The following is an 8,986-nucleotide window of genomic DNA, read 5'->3' as shown; positions in this document are numbered from 1 at the left end:
TTTTTCACACTGAGCCATGCAGCTCTGTGCGCTTATGCGGTATTAGCAGTCATTTCTGACTGTTATCCCCCTGTATAAGGCAGGTTACCCACGCGTTACTCACCCGTCCGCCACTAGAAACCAGCTAAATCTGCCGAAGCTTCAATAAAAGGTTTCCCGTTCGACTTGCATGTGTTAAGCACGCCGCCAGCGTTCATCCTGAGCCAGGATCAAACTCTCTGATAAAGTGTTTGATTACTCAAGACAACCAACTAGCTATCTCTCGTTTTTACTGTTTTTGGTTTATTCAACCGTTCTCAAATAATGAAGTTCGTTTCTTACGAACCGAACCGCATTCGCATCTTTCGATGCTCATGTGTAAAGAATTTTCGAGAATCGTATGTGTTTCACTGTTTAGTTATCAAGGTTGTCTGTCTTTGCGACAGCTTGTTTACTTTATCATATCTGTTTTACTTTGTCAAGCACTTTTTTCAAGTTTTTTCAAAGTTTTTCATCTCTTTCGATTTCTCAAAAAGTTGTCCAGATATATAACTGTCAGCTCTGTTCAAGCGACTTGATTACTTTAACACAAAGGTTTTAAGTTGTCAAGCACTTTTTTAAATTTCTTTTTTCTTTCAGAAATCTATTTAAATTGTCCCAATCCGAGAAACAATTATTTCCGACAGCTCAACTAATATAACACTCCTATCCCCCACTGTCAACCCCCTTTTTTACTTTTTTTATTTTTTACCATTTCCAGTCACTATACTTTCCTGCTTTGCTGAAAATACTCCACCAAAATTTTCGCAACAACCGAATTCATTGTCTTCGCAAATGCCAACCCAATAACTCTGGATCTTCCTGGCTCCAACGGCCTGCTCTCAACATCATCAGCAAACGCCTTCATAACCAATTCCTGTGAAATCGTCACTCCCAACCCATTTTTCACAAATGCCATAATAAGTGTATCATCCCGAAAGCTATAGGAGATCTTCGGCTTCTTTCTACATCTTTCCAATAAATGTAAAATATCATTATCACATCCCGGAGTCTCTATAATAAAAGGATACTCCAACAGTTCTTCCAGCCTCACACTTTTCTTTTCTGCAAGGGGATGATTTTTCTGCATCACAGCGCAGAGCGGGTCCTTACATAATGGATAAAACTTCAGATTATCTGCAACAATCGAAGACAAAAATCCGCAGTCCACCTGCCCATGAATGATCCAGTCTCTGATCTCATCATAATTTCCATCAAAGATCTGCACCTCAACCTGGGGATAATTTCTGTTGAAATAATGGATCACTTCCGGCATCCACATTGCAGTTACACTGGAAAAACTCCCTATTCTGAGCTTTCCTTCTATTTTATGATTAATATTAAAAGCAGCCTGTCTGAGTTTATCTTTCTGATTTGTCATCTCCTGTATATAAGGCATCAGCATTCTTCCATTATCTGTCAGAGTTACACCCTTTTTAGCTCTTGCAAATAACTGTACTCCCAGTTCCTCCTCAAATCCGGCCATCATCTGACTGATTCCCGACTGTGTATAGTTTAGCGCCTCTGCTGCTTTCGAAAAACTTCCAGTCTCACATACCTTCAAAAAAATTTCATATCTGTCTCTTATTTCCTTCATTCACACTTCTTCCTTCTTATCCATTACCTTTTTTAATATATACTAGTAAAAACATTCATTTTACTTATATGTTAACATATGTTATCGTACTAATGCAAACATAAATCATACAGGAGATTATCTATTATGGAAAGGAAATCAAATCATTTTTCAGGACAACTGGGGTTTGTCCTTGCCGCAGCCGGCAGTGCTGTAGGAGTAGGAAATTTATGGAGGTTCCCATATCTTGCAGCCAAAGACGGAGGCGGTTTATTTTTAATCATTTATTTTATACTTGTACTTACATTTGGATTTACTCTACTTACATCTGATATTGCAATCGGACGCCGCACTCAGAAAAGTGCGATCGGCGCCTATACTGAAATGAAGCCCAAATGGAAATTCTTAGGCATTCTGACTTTTCTTGTACCTGTTCTTATTATGACTTACTATGCGGTGATCGGTGGATGGATCACCAAATATGCTGTAGTTTACCTGACAGGACAGGCAAAAGCTGCCGCTGCAGATGATTATTTTACTTCTTTTATCACCTCCTCCACCTCACCGGTTATTTTTGCACTTATTTTCATGGGTGTAACTGCATTTATTGTATACAATGGTGTGCAGGATGGTATTGAAAAAGTATCTAAATGGATGATGCCGATTCTTTTGGTACTGGTTGTCATCATCTCCATTTATTCCCTGACTCTGAAACATACAGATTCTTCCGGGCAGGTACATACCGGGATCCAGGGATTTCTTTATTACCTGACCCCAAATCTTGAGGGGCTTACTGTACAGAGATTTTTACAGATTCTGCTGGATGCAATGAGTCAGCTGTTCTTCTCTCTCAGCGTGTCCATGGGAATCATGATCACCTACGGTTCTTATGTAAAGCCTGATGTTGACTTAAACAAGGCTGTTAATCAGATTGAAATTTTTGACACCGGAGTTGCATTTCTTGCAGGTGCCATGATCATCCCTGCTGTATTCGTATTTTCCGGAACAGAGGGAATGGGAGCCGGTCCAAGCCTTATGTTTGTATCTCTCCCAAAGGTCTTTGCAGCCATGGGAAAAGCAGGCATATTTGTAGGAATCCTCTTTTTTGTAACTGCTATTTTTGCAACACTGTCATCCTGCATCTCTGTGCTGGAATCCATTGTTGCAAACTGTATGGAAATTTTCCACACAGGCAGAAAGAAAACGGTTTCTGTTTTATCTGCAGTTTATCTTGCCGCTTCTGCGATCATTGCTTTGGGATACAGCATTTTCTATGTAGAAGTGAAACTGCCCAATGGTTCTACAGGACAGCTGCTTGATATCATGGATTACATCAGTAACAGTGTTATGATGCCATTTATCGCATTACTTTCCACCATTCTGATCGGATGGGTCATGACACCTGATTATGTTATTGATGAAATGGAACGAAACGGTAAAAATTTCCGCAGAAAAAAACTTTATCGTATCATGATCCGCTATGTTGCACCGGTTATGATGTTTATCTTGTTTTTACAGTCAACAGGAGTTCTCTCATAAGCAAAAACTTAAGATAACAAAAAAAGAAATCTGTTTTCCTGGAAAAGCTTTTAAATAAGCACCAGGAAAAACAGATTTCTTTTTTATTCAATTACTGACACTTCTAAAACCAAATGAATTTATCTGACTGATTCCTGCAAAAATTCCTGTACTGCGCAAAGGGATCCCAGAATCTGTTCTGCAAGGTACTTCATCTCCTCAGTAGGTTCCATCAGGTCCGGCACCATAATAGGATGCATTCCTGCTGCATATGCTGCCCTGATCCCATTATAAGAATCTTCTATCACATAACAATTTTCCGGTTTTGATTCCAGTCTCCCGCATGCTTCCAGAAAAATATCCGGTTCCGGTTTGCTATGTTTTACCATATCCCCTCCAACGATCTGATCAAAATATTCCAGCAATCCCCCCTCCGAGATCTGTCTGCGTACTATTTTCTCCCGTGTAGAACTGGCAATTCCTACTTTAAATCCCTTTTCTTTCAGATATTTCAGCAGTTCCTCAACTCCCTGTTTCTTTGCCAGCTTCCCATCAGATGCATGGGCAAAAAACACTTCCGCCATCTCCGCTTTATACTCATCATAGGGAAAATCCTGACCATAATGTCTCAGAAAAATCTGCTTACTCACAGCACTATTGGTTCCCAGGCACTCATGACATACCTTCTCAACATCCTGAATTCCATGACGCCCTGCCACCTCTTTCCATGAGCTCAGCACGAGTATTTCAGAATCAAAAATCACTCCATCCATATCAAAAATCACTGTATCGATTCCATCTGCCATAACGCTTTCTCCTCGTAACAATATTTATGGATTCCTCAACAACTATTTTCTCATAATATAACTGATCGCATCACGGATTTGTGACACATAAACCAGATTGATCCCTTCCGGCTTTCCCACAGAAGACTTACATACTTCCGGAAGCATAACAGTCTCAAAACCTAGCTTCTTTGCCTCCTGCACACGCTGTCCCGCCATGCTTACTGCACGGATCTCTCCACTTAAACCAACCTCTCCAAATACCATTACCTTATCCGGTATCACCACATCTTTACAACTGGAAACAATGGCAAGGCAAATCCCCAGGTCAATGGCAGGCTCTGTCATTTTCATGCCTCCGGCAATATTCACATAAGCATCCGAAGTACCCAAATGGATACCAACCTTCTTCTCTAGCACAGCCATAAGCAGGTTTACCCTGTTAAAATCTGTACCGACTGCTGTACGTCGAGGAATTCCAAAATTACTTTGACACACCAGAGCCTGAATCTCCACCAGAATCGGACGGGTTCCTTCCATGGAGCATGCCACAACAGAACCTGATGCATCCTCCGGTCTTCCATTCAGCATGTATTCTGACGGATTTTTTACTTCCTCCAGTCCTGTATTGCACATTTCAAATACACCAATCTCATTTGTAGAACCAAAACGGTTCTTCACAGCACGCAGAACACGGTAAGATGCATGACGGTCTCCCTCAAAGTAGAGCACTGTATCTACCATATGTTCCAGGACTCTTGGTCCGGCCACATTTCCTTCCTTTGTCACATGTCCTACAATAAAAACAGAGATACCCATACCTTTGGCGATCTGCATTAAAATATTGGTAGACTCCCTGACCTGAGATACACTTCCCGGTGCAGAGCTGACATCCTCATGAAACATTGTCTGAATAGAATCGATCACAACTACATCTGGCTTTTTTCTCTCAATTACCTCTCGGATCACTTCCAGATTTGTCTCACAGAGAAGCTGCATTTTATCATTAAAATCTCCGATTCGATTCGCTCTCAGCTTAATCTGACGCAGGGACTCCTCACCTGAAATATAAAGAACCGCCACCTGATTTTCTGCCAGATTTCTGCACACCTGCAAAAGCAGGGTTGATTTACCAATACCCGGATCACCACCCACTAAAACAAGGGAGCCGGGGACGATACCGCCTCCCAGCACCCTGTCAAGTTCTCCTATCTGTGTTGTCTGTCGTTCATCTTCAGACAGGCTGATATCCTTCAGAATTACCGGATCCTGTCTTTTCTCCGATGCCTTTAAATTGCCGGAAGGATTTTTCTTAGCAGAAACTGTTTCTTCCACAAAAGTATTCCAGGCCTTGCATCCCGGACACTGTCCCATCCACTTGGCAGATTCATAGCCACACTCCTGGCAAAAATAAACTGTCTTTTTATTTTTTAACATTTTACAATCTTAACTTCTACTCTTGCTGCATTTCCAAGCTCCACACTGAAAGAAAGCTTCCCGCCCAGATTCGTCTTCATTTTTCCTGTACTTGCCTGTTCGATAAATACTTCATACTCTGTATCCGGTTCCATTTCTACTGTAATCTGCGCATCTTCCGGTCCCTCTACATGGAAATCCATCTGGTCCGCACTCTGAACAAGATCAAATACTGAAGTTCCCGGAACAGATTCATAAACGAACATTCCGTTTCTTTCCAGCTTGGTAATCTCCCTGAAAGTCTTCACTTTATACATATCGCCCTGGTGCTGGTAATCTGATAACTTGGATTTCTGTGTCAGTTCATAATCGCCAAAGCTGATTGCTCCATTCTCTTCTGTGCGGATTAATTCTTTTACTACTGCCATTTCCTTATGTCCTCCCTAAGACTCTTTTGTTTGCCGCAATATGGGACACACTTCCCACCCAAATATTTCTCATCTGACAAAAGCAGACAAATTCTTCGGCATTAATTGTTTTTATTATATAATAAATCCTAAAATCTTACCAGTATCTATACTGAATTTTAATACTTATTTTACAAAATATATGTGATACATTCCTATCTGTAACATTATTTTTTTACTTCAAATAGGATTTCATCTTTATGGAGTCTCACCTGAACATGATCCCCTTTTTTAATTTTGCCCTCCAGGATCTCGTTTGCCAACGCATCCTCAATTCTGCTCTGGATCGCACGTCGAAGTGGTCTGGCGCCATATTTATTATCAGAGCCTTTTTCCACAATAAAATCCTTTACTGCACCTGTTACAGTCAGGCAGATATCCATTTGCTCTGCACAGCGCTTCTCCAGCGTTTTCAGAAGAAGTGTAACAATCTTCTTAATCTGTTCTTTATTCAGCATATGGAAAACAATAATCTCATCAATACGGTTCAGAAATTCCGGTTTAAAAATCCTGCGGACTTCCTCCATTACACCGCCCTTCATGCGTTCGTGATCTTTCTTCTCATCATTTCCGGACATAAATCCCAGATGCTTCGGTTCCATAATAGCCTGTGCGCCTGCATTGGAGGTCATGATAATGATCGTCTGCTTGAAATCCACTTTTCTTCCCTGGGCATCTGTAATATGGCCATCATCTAACACCTGCAGCAAAATATTAAATACATCCGGATGAGCTTTCTCAATCTCATCAAAAAGCAGTACACTATAAGGATTTCTGCGGACCTTCTCACTAAGCTGTCCTCCTTCCTCATAACCCACATATCCAGGAGGAGAACCAATCATTTTAGATACGCTGTGCTTCTCCATATACTCTGACATATCTACACGGATCATAGCCTGTTCACTGCCAAACACAGCTTCAGCCAAAGCCTTGGAAAGCTCTGTCTTACCTACCCCTGTGGGTCCCAGGAAAAGGAAGGAGCCGATGGGTCTGTTTGGATCTTTCAGCCCTACTCTGCCTCGCTTTACAGCCTGAGAAACAGCTTTTACCGCCTCTTCCTGACCGATTACCCGCTTGTGCAGTTCTTTTTCCAGACGCGCCAGGCGTTTGGTTTCTCCTTCTGTCAGTCTCTGAAGCGGAATCTTTGTCCAGTCAGAAATAATGCCTGCAACAGCAGCTTCATCTACCACCAGTTTCTTTCTGTTATTTTTGCGTTCCACTTTTATACGAAACTTCTCAATCTGTGTCTCCAGTTCCAGCTGACGGGCATGAATTTCCTTTGCCCTGGCTAAGTCTGCCGCCTTCACTGCCTCCTCTTTCTCATCCTTCACTGCCTCCAGCTGCTGTTCCAGTTTTTCCAACTCCGGTTCAGACTTATAGCCTGCCAGCTGTATTTTTGAAGCAGCCTCATCCACCACATCAATAGCTTTATCAGGAAGGAAGCGATCGTTAATATAACGCTGGGACATTTTTACTGCAGCCTCTAACGCTGTATCTTCAATCCTTACCCCATGATGCTTCTCATAATATGGCCTAAGACCCTTCAGGATCTCATAAGCCTCCTCAGGAGAAGGCTCTTCCACAGTCACAGGCTGGAAACGTCTCTCCAGGGCAGCATCCTTCTCAATATGCTTGCGATATTCATCCAAAGTGGTTGCTCCAATAAGCTGAATCTCTCCTCTGGATAAAGCGGGTTTTAAGATATTAGAGGCATCCAAAGCACCTTCAGCCCCACCTGCTCCGATAATAGTATGGATTTCATCAATGAACAAAAGAATTCCCTGATGCTCCCTTACTTCCTGGATCACATTCTTGATACGCTCTTCAAATTCCCCACGGTACTTACTGCCAGCCACCATTCCTGAAAGATCAAGCACTACCAGACGCTTATCCCGCACAGTATCCGGCACCATTCCCATAACAATTCTTTGGGCAAGCCCCTCTGCAATGGCAGTCTTACCCACCCCGGGCTCACCTACCAGACATGGATTGTTTTTGGTCCTTCTGCTGAGAATCTGTATAAGACGATTAATCTCTTTCTCACGTCCGATTACCGGATCCAGTCTGCCTGCAGCAGCCAGCTCTGTCAGATCCCTGCTGTACTGGTCAAGTGTTGGAGTAGCTGTTACTTTTCTGTTCCGGGCATTTTGCACATAACGGAATTCCTCTGCAATCGCATCATCGTCAAATCCCATAGCACTGAGTACAGCTGCAAAAAGCTTCTGAATATTTATTCCCATAGTATACAGAAGTCTGGTTGCCACACAATCTGTCTCTTTTAATAAAGCCAGCAGAATGTGCTCTGTACCTGTACTGCATTCCATATTTTCAGCATCTGTATGTGCCTGGTTCAGAATTCGTTCTGATCTGGGACTGTACTTGAGAATTTCCGTTTCCTTTGTCAGGGTTTCTCCCTGAGGAAGAGTAATCAGCTCACTGATCAGTTTCATCAGTCTGTCTTCCTCCACTTCAAACTCCTGGAGAACTTTTCCCGCGGTTCCCTCCTGCTCTTTAAGCAGACCCACCAGCAGATGTTCTGTTCCAATATAACCATGTCCACTGGATTTTGCTGTATTTTTTGCCAGTTTTAAGGCATTCTGTGCCTGTCTGGTAAATTTATTATCCATATTACCTCCAATTTATAGCTATTTATTCAAGTCAAATTTTCAGATCTTATATTCATCAAATATCTCATCGATCAACTGGTGAACCTCTTCACGGCTCACATTCTTGCAGCATCCTCTGGCCAGAGCCACAGATAAATTCTGTTTCAGATCCTCCAATGCCTTCCGCTTATTCACATCAATAGAGATCACTGCACCCTTTCGGCGGTCAATGGTTACAAAACCTTCCTGCCGCAGCAGTGAATAGGCTTTGTTTACTGTGTGCATATTGATGCCAACAGTATCTGCCAGCTGTCTCACAGAAGGAAGTGTGTCCCCCTCCTGCAGCCTGGCTGTGGCAATCCCCATGATGATCTGATTGGTCAGCTGAATATATATTGCTTCATCACTGCTGAAATCTATCTCAATCACCATACATATACGACTCCTTTTTTATGTTACACATATACTAGCACAAACCACCAGTTTTGCAAAGACCTTTTTTCTCAACCTCTTTTATTATGTGTTATCCGACGTAAACTAAGCAGACGTAATATTTGTACCAAAAAATGCACATTATGCTTACCATCAGCATAATGTGCA

General features: G+C 42.1%; 7 protein-coding genes and 1 rRNA gene. 1 reads left to right on the top strand and 7 read right to left on the bottom strand.

Features of this window, described 5'->3' with window-relative positions:
• Window positions 1-225 (bottom strand): 16S ribosomal RNA (locus H8Z82_RS10395); the annotation flags it as partial.
• A 517-nt stretch (window positions 226-742) separates the two neighbouring features.
• A complete protein-coding gene (locus H8Z82_RS10390; RefSeq protein WP_019161107.1) occupies window positions 743-1,615 on the bottom strand; it encodes a LysR family transcriptional regulator in 873 nt (290 codons plus the stop codon).
• Between the two features lie 126 nt (window positions 1,616-1,741).
• Between H8Z82_RS10390 and H8Z82_RS10385 the strand changes: the two genes are divergently transcribed.
• Window positions 1,742-3,133 (top strand): sodium-dependent transporter, encoded by a 1,392-nt coding sequence (locus tag H8Z82_RS10385; protein ID WP_186995070.1) that lies wholly within the window; start codon window positions 1,742-1,744, stop codon window positions 3,131-3,133.
• A 119-nt stretch (window positions 3,134-3,252) separates the two neighbouring features.
• Here H8Z82_RS10385 and H8Z82_RS10380 read toward each other — a convergent pair whose 3' ends face one another.
• The 5 genes from H8Z82_RS10380 to H8Z82_RS10360 form a co-directional block, all read right to left on the bottom strand.
• The gene (locus tag H8Z82_RS10380; protein ID WP_186995069.1) at window positions 3,253-3,918 is read right to left on the bottom strand and encodes an HAD family hydrolase; all 666 of its coding nucleotides are present in this window, start codon (window positions 3,916-3,918) and stop codon (window positions 3,253-3,255) included.
• 42 nt (window positions 3,919-3,960) lie between these two features.
• Window positions 3,961-5,334, bottom strand: coding sequence for a DNA repair protein RadA (radA, locus tag H8Z82_RS10375; RefSeq protein WP_186995068.1), 1,374 nt, complete (start codon window positions 5,332-5,334; stop codon window positions 3,961-3,963).
• Window positions 5,328-5,741 (bottom strand): hypothetical protein, encoded by a 414-nt coding sequence (locus H8Z82_RS10370; RefSeq protein WP_019161103.1) that lies wholly within the window; start codon window positions 5,739-5,741, stop codon window positions 5,328-5,330. The genes radA and H8Z82_RS10370 overlap by 7 nt, the downstream gene beginning before the upstream one ends.
• Before the next feature lie 206 nt (window positions 5,742-5,947).
• A complete protein-coding gene (locus H8Z82_RS10365; RefSeq protein WP_186995067.1) occupies window positions 5,948-8,407 on the bottom strand; it encodes an ATP-dependent Clp protease ATP-binding subunit in 2,460 nt (819 codons plus the stop codon).
• 39 nt (window positions 8,408-8,446) lie between these two features.
• The gene (locus tag H8Z82_RS10360; protein WP_019161101.1) at window positions 8,447-8,818 is read right to left on the bottom strand and encodes a GntR family transcriptional regulator; all 372 of its coding nucleotides are present in this window, start codon (window positions 8,816-8,818) and stop codon (window positions 8,447-8,449) included.
• Window positions 8,819-8,986: the final 168 nt, after the last annotated feature.

Source organism: Blautia difficilis (genome assembly GCF_014297245.1).
Classification (GTDB): Bacteria; Bacillota; Clostridia; order Lachnospirales; family Lachnospiraceae; genus Blautia_A; species Blautia_A difficilis.
Note: the sequence above shows the minus strand (reverse complement) of the source record. Positions and strands in the feature narration are given on the sequence as shown.

Bases quoted from the DNA above. Each gene is read 5' to 3' on its own strand.
- H8Z82_RS10390 (WP_019161107.1), bottom strand. From the start codon at position 1,615: ATGAAGGAAATAAGAGACAGATATGAAATTTTTTTGAAGGTATGTGAG.
- H8Z82_RS10385 (WP_186995070.1), top strand. From the start codon at position 1,742: ATGGAAAGGAAATCAAATCATTTTTCAGGACAACTGGGGTTTGTCCTT.
- H8Z82_RS10380 (WP_186995069.1), bottom strand. From the start codon at position 3,918: ATGGCAGATGGAATCGATACAGTGATTTTTGATATGGATGGAGTGATT.
- radA (WP_186995068.1), bottom strand. From the start codon at position 5,334: ATGTTAAAAAATAAAAAGACAGTTTATTTTTGCCAGGAGTGTGGCTAT.
- H8Z82_RS10370 (WP_019161103.1), bottom strand. From the start codon at position 5,741: ATGGCAGTAGTAAAAGAATTAATCCGCACAGAAGAGAATGGAGCAATC.
- H8Z82_RS10365 (WP_186995067.1), bottom strand. From the start codon at position 8,407: ATGGATAATAAATTTACCAGACAGGCACAGAATGCCTTAAAACTGGCA.
- H8Z82_RS10360 (WP_019161101.1), bottom strand. From the start codon at position 8,818: ATGGTGATTGAGATAGATTTCAGCAGTGATGAAGCAATATATATTCAG.